The sequence below is a fragment of the Mucilaginibacter achroorhodeus genome (assembly GCF_007846095.1).
Taxonomy (GTDB): Bacteria; Bacteroidota; Bacteroidia; order Sphingobacteriales; family Sphingobacteriaceae; genus Mucilaginibacter; species Mucilaginibacter achroorhodeus.
Map to the genome: position 1 here is coordinate 441,086 of NZ_VOEI01000003.1, position 15,686 is coordinate 456,771.

At 42.1% G+C, this 15,686-nt stretch carries 12 protein-coding genes; 8 read left to right on the forward strand and 4 right to left on the reverse strand.

Features of this window, described 5'->3' with window-relative positions; genetic code table 11:
• Nucleotides 1-78 precede the first annotated feature (78 nt).
• From FPZ42_RS11610 to FPZ42_RS11630, 5 genes are all read left to right on the forward strand, one after another.
• Complete coding sequence (locus FPZ42_RS11610; RefSeq protein WP_146271522.1) at nucleotides 79-819, forward strand: hypothetical protein; 741 nt, start codon at nucleotides 79-81, stop codon at nucleotides 817-819.
• Entirely contained in the window at nucleotides 816-1,499 is a 684-nt protein-coding gene (locus tag FPZ42_RS11615) for a response regulator transcription factor (protein ID WP_146271524.1), read from the forward strand. Before FPZ42_RS11610 ends, FPZ42_RS11615 begins: the two co-directional genes overlap by 4 nt.
• 3 nt (nucleotides 1,500-1,502) lie before the next feature.
• Entirely contained in the window at nucleotides 1,503-2,834 is a 1,332-nt protein-coding gene (locus tag FPZ42_RS11620; protein WP_146271526.1) for an ATP-binding protein, read from the forward strand.
• Between the two features lie 173 nt (nucleotides 2,835-3,007).
• Nucleotides 3,008-4,120 carry a metallophosphoesterase family protein gene (locus tag FPZ42_RS11625; protein WP_146271528.1) on the forward strand — a complete coding sequence of 371 codons (1,113 nt, stop codon included), beginning with the start codon at nucleotides 3,008-3,010 and terminating at the stop codon, nucleotides 4,118-4,120.
• Nucleotides 4,121-4,281: 161 nt separating this feature from the next.
• A complete protein-coding gene (locus FPZ42_RS11630) occupies nucleotides 4,282-4,908 on the forward strand; it encodes a carbonic anhydrase (protein WP_146271530.1) in 627 nt (208 codons plus the stop codon).
• 67 nt (nucleotides 4,909-4,975) lie between these two features.
• Here FPZ42_RS11630 and FPZ42_RS11635 read toward each other — a convergent pair whose 3' ends face one another.
• Nucleotides 4,976-7,633: a DUF5695 domain-containing protein gene (locus FPZ42_RS11635; RefSeq protein ID WP_222431572.1), complete on the reverse strand. Its 2,658-nt coding sequence runs from the start codon at nucleotides 7,631-7,633 to the stop codon at nucleotides 4,976-4,978.
• 765 nt (nucleotides 7,634-8,398) lie between these two features.
• Between FPZ42_RS11635 and arr the strand changes: the two genes are divergently transcribed.
• Both arr and FPZ42_RS11645 read left to right on the forward strand, forming a co-directional pair.
• Nucleotides 8,399-8,794 carry an NAD(+)--rifampin ADP-ribosyltransferase gene (arr, locus tag FPZ42_RS19485; protein WP_391561006.1) on the forward strand — a complete coding sequence of 132 codons (396 nt, stop codon included), beginning with the start codon at nucleotides 8,399-8,401 and terminating at the stop codon, nucleotides 8,792-8,794.
• Between the two features lie 112 nt (nucleotides 8,795-8,906).
• On the forward strand, nucleotides 8,907-11,351 hold the full coding sequence (locus tag FPZ42_RS11645; protein WP_146271536.1) for a bifunctional YncE family protein/alkaline phosphatase family protein: 2,445 nt from the start codon (nucleotides 8,907-8,909) through the stop codon (nucleotides 11,349-11,351).
• Nucleotides 11,352-11,366: 15 nt separating this feature from the next.
• Here the strand turns inward: FPZ42_RS11645 and FPZ42_RS11650 are convergent, their stop codons facing one another.
• The 3 genes from FPZ42_RS11650 to ppk1 all read right to left on the reverse strand — a co-directional run bounded on the left by FPZ42_RS11650 (nucleotide 11,367) and on the right by ppk1 (nucleotide 15,033).
• Nucleotides 11,367-11,930 carry a UbiX family flavin prenyltransferase gene (locus tag FPZ42_RS11650; protein ID WP_186458752.1) on the reverse strand — a complete coding sequence of 188 codons (564 nt, stop codon included), beginning with the start codon at nucleotides 11,928-11,930 and terminating at the stop codon, nucleotides 11,367-11,369.
• 164 nt (nucleotides 11,931-12,094) lie between these two features.
• The gene (locus tag FPZ42_RS11655; protein ID WP_146271538.1) at nucleotides 12,095-12,982 is read right to left on the reverse strand and encodes a Ppx/GppA phosphatase family protein; all 888 of its coding nucleotides are present in this window, start codon (nucleotides 12,980-12,982) and stop codon (nucleotides 12,095-12,097) included.
• Nucleotides 12,979-15,033, reverse strand: a complete 2,055-nt coding sequence (gene ppk1 / locus FPZ42_RS11660) for a polyphosphate kinase 1 (protein WP_146271540.1) — start codon at nucleotides 15,031-15,033, stop codon at nucleotides 12,979-12,981. Before ppk1 ends, FPZ42_RS11655 begins: the two co-directional genes overlap by 4 nt.
• Nucleotides 15,034-15,175: 142 nt before the next feature.
• On the opposite strand from ppk1, the gene FPZ42_RS11665 reads away from it, so the two are divergent.
• On the forward strand, nucleotides 15,176-15,667 hold the full coding sequence (locus tag FPZ42_RS11665; RefSeq protein WP_146271542.1) for a YajQ family cyclic di-GMP-binding protein: 492 nt from the start codon (nucleotides 15,176-15,178) through the stop codon (nucleotides 15,665-15,667).
• Nucleotides 15,668-15,686 lie beyond the last annotated feature (19 nt).

Below are 15,686 nucleotides of genomic sequence, written 5' to 3' on the forward strand. Positions count from 1 at the left end.
CTCTCCTTTTTATTAGGCAGTTTAAGAACCTCTTTTACATTTTTCTGTTACCTGAGAATTACTTTCAGTTGATGCTTAATGAAAGAGGAGCAAACAGATCGATCATGCAGTAAGCTTTTTGCAGCAGGCAATAACCGCCCGTTACTGGTTGTTATTGTTTTGTTGTTGTTGGTTATCATCTGGCTTTTAATAAAGCCCCCAATCCCATTGTTACCCAAACCGCCGCTGCAAGATGGCCCTCCCAAACCGAAAATGGTGGATAGGATAAGATCACTTGCCGGTGTGGTGGAATCATATAGATCAAACCCTCATTTGGATATTAACGCTATTCAAATAAAAACGTCACCGGCAGGTGTTAAAACATTTGATTTTCGCCCGCACATGGCAAAGGCCATTACGCAAACTACCAAGATTGGCGACTCTGTAACGGTAACTTATGCAATACACCCAAATGATGAGGAAGTAGGTTATCAGTTGATAGCGATAAAAAACAGCATAACCGGGAAAAGTGATTTGTTAAAAGATATTCCGCCACCGCCCGATGTTCCAAATCATAATACAGAACAATTTAAATTAAGCAGTCCTGTTGTGCTAACTGATAAATATGGAGGCATCGTAGCTTTAAGAAAAAACGATTTGTTGTTCCATTTTAAGCCGGGCCTTGTTGATAATATCTCATCGTTGATAAAGCAAAGCAAGCAATTTGATCTGATAGCTGTGCATCGGACTGACGACCAAGGCTTTATAAATATAAATCACGATAAGGTTTACATTGTCTTAAGTATTAGTATCGATAATAAAACATATCTGGTTAGATGAAAATATTATTAGTTGAAGATGAGCTTAAATTAGCCGGATTTGTTACCGAAGGTTTAAAACACGCCGGCCATACCTGCGACCATGTTGTGGATGGCGGTAAAGGCTTGGAAACTGCAATGGTGGGTAGCTATGATCTTATTTTGTTAGACCTGATGTTGCCTAACCTAAATGGCTTTGAAGTATTAAAAAACCTGCGGAGTTTTAATAATAAGGCACCTGTTATTATACTGAGTGCACTAAATGACACCGAGCATGTGATACAAGGGCTTGACCTGGGTGCAATAGATTACCTAAAAAAGCCCTTCGACCTTGATGAGTTGTTAGCCAGGGTGCGCACCGTTCAACGACGCACCTTAGTACAGGATTCATTAAAACTGCAGGTTGCAGATCTTAAAGTAGATCTGCTAAGCAGAGAGGTTTACAGGGCCAGTAAACAAATATTGCTCAGCAACCGGGAATTTGCGCTATTAGAATTTCTCCTCTCCAACCCAAATAAAGTGGTAACAAAATCGCAGATACTCGAAAAAGTTTGGGACATGAATTTTGACCCCGGCAGCAACATTGTTGAAGTGCATTTATACCAGCTTAGAAAAAAAATGGACCGGGGCTATCACCAGGAGTTGATACATACTGTTATTGGCAGGGGTTACGTATTAAAAGGCGATGTTACAAAAGGATAATTTATGATGTTGATGCGGCAATTTGGGATCAAGTTAAAAATTACCATAGCGTTCAGCATCATCTTTATAGTGCTCAGTTCGTCCTTTAACCTATATTGCTACAAGCAAATAAAAAGCCTCATCATTAGCGACAATAATGCTTATTTGCTATCACGCGCCAAAACATTGCTGGATAAAACAGATATTTCTCCGGTTATAATTCCACTGCCAGATAATAATACTTATATCCGCGTGCTTTATCACGCGGATGGAAAGCCCGTTACAGTATTTGAATCGCCTGGTATTATCAAGAAAATTAAAACGCCGCATAAGACAGGCGTTACCGACACGCTTGGCATGAGGGTGGCTTACGTTACAAGCAGCAATCAGGATAACCCGTCGGAAATAGTGCTGGTGCGCAGCGCAGAAACATTGAACGATAACCTGCAGTACCTGCTTTGGCTATTGCTTATTTGTAGTTTGATCAGCGTGTTATTAGCCGGTCTTATTGCCTACGTACTATCCTTCTATTTGCTTCAACCGGTACAAAAGATAATCAACGCCGCGCAGAAGATCAATACCAATAAGTTGCGTGATGTGATACCGGTAAAGCAAACCAATGACGAATTGCAGGAACTTACCGAAACTATCAATACCATGCTGGTTAGGATTGACGAATCGCTGCAGCAGCAACAGGCTTTTTTTGCATCTGCCTCTCATGAGCTTAAAACACCACTTGCTATAATGCGTGCGGAAATTGAAGTCCAATTACTCACTCCGGGTCTTGACAATAAGGTTGTAGAGTTGTTAAAAAGCCAATTGGTAGAGATTGACAGGTTACAGCAGGTTGTACAGGAATTTTTATTGATAAGTCAGTTAAAAAATAGTGGCATCACGCTTTACAAAGAACCTACTGATCTTTCTGCAGTGGTTCCAAAACTATTTAATAAGCTACAGCCGCTATTTAAGCAAAAAGCACTTAAATCCGTCGTTAATTTTGATAAAGATATGGAGAGCTTTACTATATCTGCTGATCAGGATAAGCTCAACATTCTGCTTTTAAATCTGCTGGAAAACGCATTAAAATATGCCATCCCTAACACCGAGATAAATTGCACTATCAGACAACCGTCAGAGAAAAAAATCATCGAGATCACGTTTACAAATGCCATAAAAGAAGCAAGCCTGCCTACAGCAGATCTGCAAAAGGCTTTTCATCGCGAAGATCTTCGCGCCAATGGATCTGGCATAGGCCTTTGGTTAGTGAAAGAGATTACCCTATTGCATGGTGGAACTCTAAATGTGGACAGCAGTGATTTCCATTTTAAAGCTGTGGTACAAGTTCCGATTGTTTAACTCTCTACTTTTACCTGTTGCGGTAAGATAAGATACCTTGAAAATTAAAATTCGATTAATTGTTCATTTACAAGGAACAAAAAGGCACGCAGTCCTGTTGAAAATTGACGCTTGGAAACATGCTTTGTTTACCGTTGCGATATATCAAAATAATTGCCGATTAAACCGTTGTTATGAATAATACCCCACTAATTTTCGCCCATATAGGCGACCTTCACATTACAAAAGCTAAAGAGCAAAACTACGTTGACATGCTCTCCATTGTTGCCCAGATAGAAACGGAGTTGAAAGATCAAATAGACTTTGTTGTTTTGCCCGGCGATAACGCTGATAATGGAAAACCCGAACAATATAACCTGGTGGCGGCAGCATTAAAAATGCTGAGCGTGCCGGTTTACATTTTGGCCGGAGATCATGATATGGAGCAGGGCAGCCTTGCTAACTTTTATCAAATGCCATTGACTGAGAAACTGCCCTTTTCAAAAGTACATAAAGGCAACAGGTGCATTTTTATAGATGTATGCGGCAACGGAAGCGGCGGCCCGGATTTCAGGTTAGGTGAAAAGCAATTTAGTTGGCTGGAGCAGGAACTAACAAAAGCCAGCCAAGCGGGCGAAACAAAACTGGTTTTCATGCATACTTTTCCATCTGATTTGAAAGAAGCCGAAGAACAGCAAAAACTCAACAAGTTGCTTGATGAACATAAAGTAACGTTGGTAGATATGGGCCATACCCATTACAATGAAGTCGCCAATAATGGAGAAACCATATTTACGGCAACCCGGTCAACCGGGCAGATCGAGGAAGGGCCGGTTGGCTATTCAGTAATTTCTGTATACAATGGAGCCGTGAGCTGGATGTTTAAAAACTTAATCGATCCCTTTCCGATGGTTTTGGTGAACTGGCCGGTTGACAAGCGCTTACTAAATGATTCAGAACAATTGGTTGGTGACGAATTTGAAATGATTGTAACAACGCTTGGTGCCAAAGCAATAAAAGAAGTTGAATGTAATGTGGGTTCAGGTGAATCAATTAAGTTAACTAACACAGGTAACCTATGGCAAGCATCAATTAACGCAAACCAAAACGCATTCTCTTTAGAAATAACTGCAACTGATGTTACCGGTAGGCCTGGAAAATGGTCTTTGCAGCCGGCTACGGCAAGTTATCAACTACCAGTCCGTAAGAAAGACGGCAGCGATGCTGATACTATTGGTGCATGGCCTGAAAATGGCTTAATGGGCACGCAGCTCGGGCCTAACAGCAACGCGAAACCTGATAAATAATTTGATTGGTGTTTTCTGCAAGTCGCCTTAAAACAAGAATCTAATATAGCTTGTTGTGACATACGGAGTAATCGGAACGTAACAGATTTCTCAAGTTTTTTCTACCTTGCATCAATTACTCAACAAACAATTAAACGTAAGTTCCATCAAATTTTTAACCTATGGATATTTCAAAGATCTTTAAAAATAACGAAGAGTGGGTTCAGAAAAAATTAAACGTTCAACCCGACTATTTTAATAATTTATCTAAAGGCCAAACTCCTGATATTCTTTATATCGGTTGTTCTGATAGCCGTGTTACAGCTGAAGAACTAATGGGGGTTGCACCGGGTGAGGTGTTTGTGTTAAGAAACATCGCCAACATGGTTCCGAATACAGATCTGGGTGTAATGTCTGTAATCAACTATGCAGTTATGCACTTAAAGGTAAATCACATTGTTGTTTGCGGTCACTATTATTGTGGCGGTGTACAGGCAGCTATGAAGTCTGCCGACCTTGGAATTTTAAATCCATGGTTGAGGAACATACGTGATGTATACCGTACACACAGAGACGAATTAAACGCCATTGCCGACGAGGAAGCACGCTATAAAAGATTAGTTGAGCTTAACGTAGAAGAGCAATGCATCAATGTTATTAAAACTGCCGAGGTACAAAAAGCAAGAACCGAACGTAACCTAACTGTACATGGTTGGGTATTCGATATTCATTCCGGTAAATTAATTGACCTTGAGATCGATTTCATAAAAGCACTTGAAAACATAATGGAGATCTACCGTTTAGATTAATACTTAAAAAGGCTTGCGATAATCGCAAGCCTTTTCACTTTTTGTTACTTATGGCAGTTTAAAGCGTTTACCTTTTTAGCTTCAATATTACTTCGGCGTTATTCCTCTTATCTTCAGGAATAAAATAATAACCATCCTTTCGTTTGCTTTGCTTTGGTAAAATACCTGAAATTGCATTATTCGGATCATCGATATTCAAATACGTTGAACCGGTTAATTTAATTCGCAACATTCCGGTTTTAGGCTGATAATCCACATGGGTTATGTTGCCGGCCGCAGTTGTAAGCCACAAAGACGCTGGCGCAAAGAACACCCTGTTTTGGCCGGCGCATGTTACCTCAGTACTTATCCAACCTTTGCTTTCTGTTACGTTTCCACCAAAAGCAACCCAGCCAAATTCGGGGTGTTTTACAATGTACGTCCCCGAATTAACTGCATAGCCATAAAAACCGGGACCATAGTCGCTCGCATACCCATCTATCTTCAGCGTAGATGGATAGGAATGGAAAGCAGCCGGGCCAAAACCATCTTTCGTAATGTTTGCTAAAGCGCCCATGGTACCGGCGTACCCTGTACGCAGCAGATAAAAATCCTGTGGTGATCTACGGTACGCAGTTAGTAATGGAATAGAATTTAACGCTGATCCGTAGTGGTGCAGTTGCCTTTCTATGCGGGCAAGTTTGCCACCGAAAACAAAGTCCCAATAACGCCTCGCGCTGCCGTTGTAACCCCAATGCGGAACCGCCGGCGCATAGGCTAAGATAGCATTGAGGGTAACATCAGCTTTATCTGCCATCCCAAAATAGCTCGACCACATGTAAACTTCTTCCTGGCCGGTAGAATCCCAGGGCATTTCGCTACCAAATGGATATTTAAGCGTTTTCCAGTGCAGTGCCCTTTTATTCATTTCTGCTTCGAGTGTGGCAGCCATTTCCTTTTTGCCTTCACGTTGTAGATCTTTTAGGATAAAAAGGAAAACAGAACCCTCCATTTGGCCAAATTCAGCATAATCAGGGGCAAGCTTTACCATGGCTATTGCGGTATTGTATGCTCTATCCAAATTGGTATTCCAATCTATACCTGCAATATGATGATACCTTGCCAAACGGTATAACACCCAGTGAGCTGCAGCTACGTGCGGATAGTTGTAAGAGCGGGTGATCTGGTCTGCCTCTTTCTTCGGCCATGCCTCCCAGCCTTTGTAAACAATGTTCTTGTCATAAGTTCCGGCAGGGAAAATATCAGGCTGGTAATAAAACAAGCTCTTTCTTACGCCATATTGCTTCGGCCCGTTGCTTAGTTGTAATTTACCCCACAAAGTCTTGTTTGCAAACTGTTTAAGTTTTTCAATTTCTTTTTCATCGGGCTTTAAAAGCTGTTTCATAAAGGCAGCAAGCCAGCTGCCTGCACCTGCCTCATCGCTAAGCCCTGCAAACCAGGCACGGCGTTCCTGGGTTAATATCTTACCGGTCTCGTAATCATAATTCATTACCGCTGGTGAACGTTTAAAAGGGTCTTTAGGGTCTGAGTACCATTGTTTAGTAGTTAAAAAAGCGCCGAGATCTGCAACTGCTTGCGCCTGGGGCTTTATAATTTTGTAATTAATAGTTTGCAGGGTGTTGTCAGCATAAACAACACTTACACGTGCCCTCCCCCATAATTTCCCCGAAACGTCGTATTTTAAATACCCTTTGGCGGTTTTGCCGGCGGGTTTAACTGTTGCTGCGCCTTCCGGATAAACGCTGATGTTTTTAATCTTCTCCAAATATTTGACAAACAGCTTCCCGGTCTCATTCATCGGCAAAACATATCCCGGCACGCCAACGGCAAGCGGCCGGTGCTGGCGTACCAATTCGGTTTCTATCTCTCTGATTGATGGGGCTAATACAAACTTAATTGCAATGCTGCGCGAAGCCCCCTTAGCCAGTGTAAACGATGTTGGCGCGTTCCATTGTTCAACACCTTTCCATTCATTGTCAGCATAGGCTTTTGAACATATCATCCATTCGTGGAATCCCTCGAAGGTGATACCTTTTGGAGTAAGATCATCGCTTAGAGGACTATAAGCCTCCAGGGGTGCGTTTTGCTGCGGTATCACTAACAGGCTCGCATCCCGCCCATGCAAGTGATTAACCTGTATGTAGCCTGCATCTGCGCCAATGTATGGGTCGGAGAAAACGTTAGTGGCGTGTGCCTGCTCAAGCGTTTTACCTTCAAGAATATTATTAAATATCATCGGTATACCAACAGACCCGATCTCAACATCAGCAGAAGATGTATTGGTGAGCGTAAAACGTAAAACGAGATTGTCTTTATCTACTTGCCAATACCGCTTTACCTTGACAGGCATATCTGGTGGCAACGTGGCTGAAAGGTCCGCAGCAGCAATAATTCCTACGCCGGTTGCGAGCTTTTGAACGGGCTTTCTTGCATAAGCTGTAGAGTAACTTTGCCAGGCTGTTTGCCCGGCCGGTCTTATCCGCAACTTAATATCGCCTAAATAATAAAGGCTGTCCTTATCTCTTTGCTTAAGTCGTTCGCCGGGAGTAAAATCAAAGTTGCTGTCTGCCGCCGGAGACAATGCCGCAACAGTTTGAGAAGCACTTACCAGGCTCAGTATAAATTTATCTGTTTTATAAATATCAATACCGCCATTGATCATCAGTGTTGATGGTTTTGCCGCAATAGCTTTCCAGGATTGTGAATAGCTGATACTAAACATCATTAAAAAGAGAACGATTGTGAAACCGATCCTTTTGATAGAATTACAAGGGGTATCCATGGATTTGGCGTTTAAATTGACAACAATAGGCTAAATAAAGCTAATAATTGTTATATCAACAATTAAATACGATGGTGATTATTACTCCCTAAACCAGAAAGAGGATAATATTTGCATCCTATTATTAGTGTAAATATAACAATAATAATCCTTTATATGATTCGCTGACCAAGCGTTAACCGAAAATAGTTTGAGCTTTTTGATGGATAAGGAAATAAGGTATATGGAAAGTGTCTTTTGTAGTGATAACGTACAAAAAACCACGATAGTACGCCGAAAAATATATACCTGTAAACGTGCTTTTTTAAATAATGTGTATTTTATTTTCGGGGATAACAATCTGATTTTTAATTGCAAATTATGGATTTTGACCCTCACGATCCCATTATTCAGCTTTGCATACAGGGGATGCAACTGGAAGATACAGGCGACCTGAAAGCGGCCGGAAAAGTTTTTAAGCATGTATGGAATGATGCCACCAACGACTTCCAAAAGTTTCTTGGTGCATGGTTTGTTGCCCGTGTTGCAACGGGTATTGACGACAGGGTTAAATGGTATAAAACTGCTTTACAGCTGGCTGCAGCGATCAATAATGATGCTGTAAAAGCTGCGTTATCATTACTACATACAAAAATGGCTGAGTGCTATGAATCTCTTGGCAATACTGATGAAACCAACAAACATCGTCAATTAGCTTCTGCTTCAGTTATTGAGCCTTCTGATAAAGGGCCTTTCTACCATGGTACAAGAGCAGATCTGAAAATTGGTGACCTTTTAATGGCCGGCCATTTATCTAATTACCACGCCGGACTGGTGATGAACCACGTTTATTTTACTGCGGTGGTAAACGGCGCAGGCCTTGCTGCTGCCCTGGCCAATGGAAATGGTGAACAACGTGTTTACATCGTTGAACCTGCCGGAAGTTTTGAAGACGACCCGAACGTGACCAATAAAAAATTTCCGGGTAACCCTACCAGATCATATCGTACAACAAAACCGCTGAAAATTACCGGAGAGTTAACCAATTGGCAACGGCTAACACCTGACCAAATAAAACAATGGCGCGAAAAACTTGCCAATAGCAAAGGCGAGATCATAAATTGATAACCCATGGTTGACCATGTGGTGTACACAAACAATAATGCTGTATTAAGTTTTTGTTAAGCCTATACATCATTCAAAGCATTAGCATAAATTTGAAGAATAACGTGTTATTATGAAACGCATCTTCCTATGCTTTGCCTTAGCTTTTTTGTTTACTGTTAATGCCTCGTCGCAAACGCCAGGTAAAATTGAAAACACCGGCCAGGTACTACTTCCCAACGGTTGGAAATTAAGTCCCGCAGGCACTTCGCTCCCACTTGGCGATCTGCCATTGAATATGCAGCTATCGTCGTCAGGAAGATATCTCGCTGTCACAAACAACGGCCAAAGTACGCAATCACTGCAACTGATAGATCCCAAAGGGCAAAAACAGTACGATAGCAAAGTACTTGGCAAATCATGGTACGGTATTGCTTTTACACGCGATGAACGCACCCTTTACGCCTCAGGTGGTAACGATAACGTGATCTTAAAATTCGAGATTACAAATAACAAGTTAAACACGACTGATACTATCAGGTTAGGCGATGCATGGCCAAAAAATAAAATATGCCCAACCGGTATAGCTGTTAATAAAAGTAATACGCAGCTGTACACGGTCACTAAAGAAGATAGTGCCTTATACACTATTGATCCCATAAAAAAAACAATTACCAGCAAAATAAAACTCGGCGCCGAAGCATATAGCTGTATACTCTCACCAGATGAAAAAACGCTTTATGTTTCTCTTTGGGGTGACGATAAAGTAGGCATTTACAATATTGCTACCCGATCTCTTACTAAAATTAACACCGGCAGTCATCCCAACGAGCTGCTTCTTAATAAAAAAGGCACGCTGCTGTTTGTAGCTAATGCCAATGATAACTCGGTGAGTATCATCAACACCACCAACCATAAAATCTTAGAAACGATTTCCACCTCACTTTATCCAACTACACTTACAGGTTCTACAACCAACGGTTTCGCGCTATCGGCTAATGAAAAAACGCTGTACATAGCCAATGCGGATAACAATTGCCTTGCAGTATTCGATGTATCTAAACCCGGCAGCAGCCAAAGCCGCGGATTTATTCCGGTGGGCTGGTACCCTACTAACGTAAAAATGCTTGGCAATAAAATTCTGGTGAGCAATGGCAAGGGATTCACCTCTATGGCAAACCCTAAAGGCCCCCAACCTTTGCTTAAATTGGATAATAGCGGCTATCAGCGGGGCGCCATCAATAGCAGGGAGCAATATATTGGCGGTTTATTTAAAGGCACATTATCATTTATAGATGTCCCTAATGAAGTAAAGTTGAAAGCTTATACCAAACAGGTTTACGCTAACGCAGCATTCACCATTAAGAAAGCTGCGGTTGCAGCGGGCGAAACAGGAAACCCCATCCCTCGACGTGTTGGAGAAAAATCGCCTATCAAATACGTTTTTTACATCATCAAAGAAAACCGAACTTATGACCAGGTACTTGGTGATATGCCGCAGGGTAATGGCGATAGCTCGCTTTGTATCTTTGGTAAGAAAACAACACCCAATCTGCATGCTATAGCCAGCGAATTTGCATTGATGGATAATTTTTATGTAGACGCCGAAGTAAGCGCTGATGGCCATAATTGGAGCATGGCAGCTTATGCTACCGATTTCGTAGAAAAAACCTGGCCTACGAGTTATGGCGGGCGGGGCGGCGCTTATGATTTTGAAGGCACGCGAAAAGCAGCTTATCCGCGTGATGGTTTTATATGGGATTACTGCAAACGTGCAGGCGTAAGCTATCGTACCTACGGAGAGTTTGCCAGTGGCGGTGAGAAACCTAAAGCCAACATAAAAGCCTTGGAGGGCCACTTTTGTCTGCAGTCGCCGGATTTTGATTTGAAGATAAAGGACATTACACGCGAGGCTATCTGGGAACACGATTTCGACTCGTTACTGAGGATAAATGCAGTGCCGCGTTTTAACAGCGTACGTTTAGGTAACGACCATACCAGCGGTCAACGCAAGGGAGCCTACTCTCCTACAGCCGCCGTTGCTGATAATGACCTTGCTGTAGGTCGCTCTATACAGCACCTTTCTGAGAGCCCGATCTGGAAGGAATCCGCAGTATTTATTCTGGAAGATGATGCACAAAACGGTCCCGACCATGTCGATGCCCATCGTTCGCCCGTGTATGTGGTAAGCCCTTATGTAAAACGCAATGCAGTTATTCATAGCATGTACTCAACATCGGGGGTACTGCGTACAATCGAGTTGATATTAGGGCTACCGCCAATGAGCCAGTATGATGCTGCTGCGATGCCATTATATGAATGTTTTACAGCCAAGCCCGATCTTACGCCTTACAAAGCTAAAGACGCACAGGTTGACCTTGAGCAACGCAACATTGCAGATAATGAAAGCAGCCGCCGTTCAGCGGTGTTCAATCTTGCTAAAGAAGATGCAGCGCCAGACCTTGAATTAAATGAGGTGGTATGGAAATACGTAAAGGGTGAAAACTCAATAATGCCGGCACCAAAACGCAGTGCTTTTGTTATTCTGGAAAAGAAAAAAGAAGAGGATGACGATTAAAGTCAGCAAGCTAATTTATATCCCCTTCCACCTGTAGCTGTCATTCTCTAATCCAATCAGATCTATTACACGGTTTACAACAGTCATGGCCAAATCTTCAATGGTTTGGGGTTTGCTGTAATATGATGGTATGGCCGGGCAAATGATGCCTCCTGCTTCGGTAACCGTGGCCATGTTGCGGATATGAATCAAATTAAGTGGCGTATCGCGGGCTACCAAGATCAGTTTGCGACGCTCTTTTAAGATCACATCGGCAGCACGGGTTACCAGGTCATCAGATACGCCGGAAGCAATCCGCCCCATTGTGCCCATTGAGCATGGAACTACTACCATGGTATCAAACTTTGCTGAACCTGATGCAAACGGCGCCATAAAATCATTTTTAGCGTAATATTTAAAAGGATAATTGCCATGTGCTGCATCATCTAATTCAAACTCCCAAACTTGCTTTGCGTTATCGCTCATCACAATACCCACCTCTTCTATCTGGTTCTGCAATTGCTGCAACTTATCAAGCAATAATTTGGCGTAAATAGATCCGCTGGCACCTGTAACCGCAACTACAATTTTTCTTTTCATGATGTATAGGCTACAAATAAACGGAAGAAAAGTTAGAGGCACAAAAAAGGGTCGAATAACTCGTACTCGACCCTACATCTACCTATGAAAAACATGCCCTTTGAGCGGGCAATACAAATGTAATAACTGTTTTAATTATTTTAAAATAATTTGTTAAAATAATTTCAACTACGTGTTAAATTATTTTTCTCAATGAGTGTTTGAATGATCCCATCAACCATACCAACCGTTGGCACATATATGGTTTTTATGTTAGCACACTTAAGCACAGTAAGATAGATCTCACAGGCCGGTATGATGACGTCTGCCCTATCCTGGTTTAAACCAAGCACGTTGATGCGGTCTTTCAGCGAAAAAGAATTAAGGTAATTATACAAAGCACGCAGTTTAACGTAACTCATAGGAACACCATCTTTCTCCTGCGAAAGGCGATATAATTTGTTGATGTTGCCACCTGTGCCAATACCAAAAATATTTTTGTAAGCGCGGGTATGTTCGCGGATAAAATCCTTCATCTCGTTCCAGGTCTCGTCTCTGTCCTGGTTATCGAGTATACGGATAGTACCCAAATTAAATGATTGCGATGCTACCAATTCGCCATTGCTGAACAATGAAAGCTCCGTACTGCCACCACCTACGTCAATGTATAGGTAATTTTTTGTTTTATCGATGTTGAGCTCCGCATGGCTGGCGTAAATGATCTTTGCCTCCGCTTCGCCATGTACTATTTGCAGATCTATATTAGCCTGGTCTTTTATCCTTTGCACCACCTCGGCACCGTTCTGTGCCTCGCGCATGGCCGATGTTCCGCAGGCCATGTAATCACTTACACGATAAACATCCATCAGGTTTCGAAAAGCCACCAAAGATTTTACCAGGTCATCCGTTTTTCTGTCTGATAAATTTTTGGCCAAAAATGCATCATCACCCAAACGCACCGGCACGCGGATAAGCGTATTCTTTTTAAACGATACCGAACCGTTGTTCTCTATAATTTCGGCTATCAGTAACCTTACTGCATTAGACCCTACATCAATTGCTGCGTATCTCAACTTGTTAAATTTTTATTCTTTAAATAGGAGTAAATATCGATCTGTGCGCGGGTTAACACCTCTGCCTGTGTTTTATGATAGCGGTTAACATTGCTGCCGGTAATATCGCGGGCCTTTGTGTTATCGCTTAGTTGTATGTCAATAATGTCGCGTATCTCGCGGCGCAGGTCTTCATCCAGTACCGGGAAACCTACCTCAACACGGTTCTCAATGTTGCGTGTCATAAAATCGGCACTGGTAAGGTATATCAATTCTTTGCCACCATTGCCGTAAATATGTACACGCGCGTGCTCAAGGTATTTATCTACAATGCTGATCACTTCAATATTTTCGCTGTAGCCTTTTATGCCGGGTATTAAACAACACATCCCACGTACAATCAATCGTATCTTAACCCCGGCAGTGCTTGCCTGGTAAAGTTTTAGTATCATTTGCTCGTCGGCAAGGCTATTCATTTTTAAGATCATGTAAGCGCGCTTACCGCTTTTAGCAATCTTTATCTCATTATCAATAAGCTTATAAATTGCCGGGCGCGAATCAATGGGCGATACGATAAGTGTCTTTAATCCTTTAGGCAGTACACCCCTACTCAAAGCCCTGAAAATTGCTACCAGATCTGTCGTGATCTTTTTATCTGCTGTGAGTATGGTATGGTCTGCGTAAATGGCCGCTGTTTTTTCATTGAAATTCCCGGTAGATAAGCAGGCATAACGCATCGGTTTGCCTTTCTCCATACGCGTTACCAGGCAAATTTTTGAGTGCACCTTATATCCATCGATGCCATACAACACCGTTACGCCCTCTTCTTCCAGGCGGTTGCTCCAGTAAATATTGTTCTGCTCGTCAAAACGTGCACGAAGTTCAACAAGGCACGTTACCTTTTTGCCGTTTTTAGCAGCGTTGATAAGTGCATGGATGATCTTTGAATTCTCGGCCAGGCGATAAACCGTTATACTGATCTCTTTTACTTTAGGATCAATAGCGGCCTCACGCAAGAAGTGGATGATGTAATCAAAAGACTGATATGGTGTACTGATCAAATAATCCTTTTTGGCGATCATGCCCATCAGGCTTTTACCAAACGAAAGGCTATCCACAGGTAATGCCTGGTTTTTTTTGTACTCAAGATCGGGCCTGCCAACCGTTGGAAAAGCAATGAAGTTTTTAAAATTGTGATAGCGGTTACCAGGGATAAGGCTCGATTTTTCAAGCTTCATTTTCCTAACCAGATAGCCAACCATTTCGGGTGGCATCTCGCTATCGTACAGCAGACGCATTGGCTTGCCTTTACGGCGTTTTTGCAGGCTTTTTGAAAGCGCGTCAACAAACTTCACGCTTACCTCCTTGTCCAGGTCAAGTTCTGCATCGCGGGTGAGCTGCAATGAGTAAGCCTCTATAGAATCATGCTCGAAAATAAAAAAGATATCCTCCAAGCTGTACCTGATGATATCATCAAGCAAAATGATGAATTTTAAATTATTGGTCTCCGGCAGTACAAGAAAACGCGAAAGATTATCAGGGAACTCGATGAGCGCAAACCTTGATTTCTTATTTTTAGTTAACCGTACAAAAAAGTAAATAGCCCTGTCGCGCAGCTCCGGCATGGGTAGCGTGTCATCAAGCATAATGGGCACCAGCGTCGACAGTAGCCTCTCCCTGAAAAAGCTTTTCACAAACTCACCACGGGTTACGTTCAACTGCTTATCATTCAACAGAAATATCTTTTCCTCGGCTAACTGCTTTACAATGATATTCTCGTAGAGGTTGTTAAACTTTTTCTCTTGTTTTACTACAAGATTTTTGATCTGCCCGAGTAATTTTTTGGGGTTGTATCCTAAAATTTCCTTTGAACGCTCGTTTAAATTAGCAAGCCTGGTAAGGGTGGCTACCCTTACGCGATAGAACTCATCCAGGTTGGATGAAAATATTGCCAAAAACTTTATACGCTCTATAAGCGGCACGGTAGGATCTGCAGCTTCCTGCAAAACCCTGTCATTAAAATACAACCAGCTTATTTCCCTGTTAACTAGAGGAGCGTTCTTGATATCCATAAGGCTATACCTGCAAAACTGTGGATTTATTTGTTAAGTTAATATTAACTAATTAGCACTTGATGTGTTTGTTAAGCAGCAGCACAAAATAGCGATACCGCGTTTAAAAACGTACCTTTGTTTTAATATAAACTCAATACACATGCCTTCATTTGATATAGTAAGTAAAGTTGACGGACAAACACTTGACAACGCCATCAATGTTGCCAAAAAAGAGATCCTTAACCGTTACGATTTTAACGACTCAAAAAGCACGGTTGAATTGGATAAGAAAACCAATGTGGTAACCGTAGTTACCGAGAATGATATGCGACTTAAAGCAATAGAAGACAGCATTATAAGCCGCATGATGAAACAAAACCTGGACCCTAAAGCACTTGACTTTGGTGACGAACAACAGGCATCAGGTAACATGATACGTAAAGAGATCAAGATAAAGGAAGGCCTTGATAAAGAAGCTGCTAAAAAGGTAGTTAAAAAGATAAAAGATAGTGGCCTTAAAGTGCAAGCCGCCATTATGGACGACCAGGTGCGGGTAACTGCAAAAAAAATAGATGACCTGCAAGCTGTTATAAGCCTTTGCCGTGGCGAAGATTTTGGCCAGCCGCTACAATATATCAACATGAGGAACTAATGGTTCCTCATGTTGATGA